The 684-nt window shown below is 66.1% G+C and carries 1 protein-coding gene and 1 pseudogene; both read left to right on the top strand.

Annotation, left to right across the window (positions count from 1 at the left end; translation table 11 throughout):
• Window positions 1-339: pseudogene (locus DVK07_RS20345) on the top strand (ArsR family transcriptional regulator); the annotation flags it as partial.
• A gap of 6 nt (window positions 340-345) precedes the next feature.
• On the top strand, window positions 346-684 hold a 339-nt coding region (locus tag DVK07_RS20350), incomplete at its 3' end, for a hypothetical protein (protein WP_121598576.1).

The raw sequence follows: 684 nt of genomic DNA on the forward strand, positions 1-684 counted from the left end.
GTCCAAGAGATTGACTTGACAGTGACGACGGCCGCCGGGGACCGCGAGTACACGATCACGCCGGCGCTCATCGACGCCGTCGGCCGCCGCGAGACGGACGGCGACATCGACACCTATATCGACCGCCACGGCGTCGCCGGCCTCGCAACGGCGCTCACCTACGCCGTCGCCCGTGAACGCGGCGAAGTGACCCACCGACTGATGGCCGAAGACCTGAACATCTCGCCGCTAGCCGCGGAGATGATCTTGCAGGCGCTCAGGCCAGTGGTCCACGAGCACTACGACATCGAGGAGGCAGGGACGGGGCTCGATGAGTTGGATCGACAGCGACGAAACTAGCGACGCGTGAGTCGGCTCCATATCGCCGACACCGGCCTGTTCGTCGCGATGGGACAGCCCTCGAACAGCCGCTATCAGGCCGTTCGGCGGTTCGCTCGCCGGAACGACATCGCCTTCATCCTGCCCGAGCGGGTGTACGAGGAGCTGACCGTCAACGAGCCCAACATTGAGGAAGTGCCGGTTGACACCGCAATCGACGAGGGCTGGGCGACTATCGCGGCGTCGCTCGAGTTCGCCGAGCCAGTCGTCTCGCGGGTGATGGACGGTGTCCAGCGATACATCGCGAACGCCGACGACCGCCCTGCTGACGAGGTCGAGCGTGCCGACGCCGCCCTCGCCGCTTTA

It is taken from the genome of Halorubrum sp. Atlit-26R, assembly GCF_003666015.1.
Classification (GTDB): domain Archaea; phylum Halobacteriota; class Halobacteria; order Halobacteriales; family Haloferacaceae; genus Halorubrum.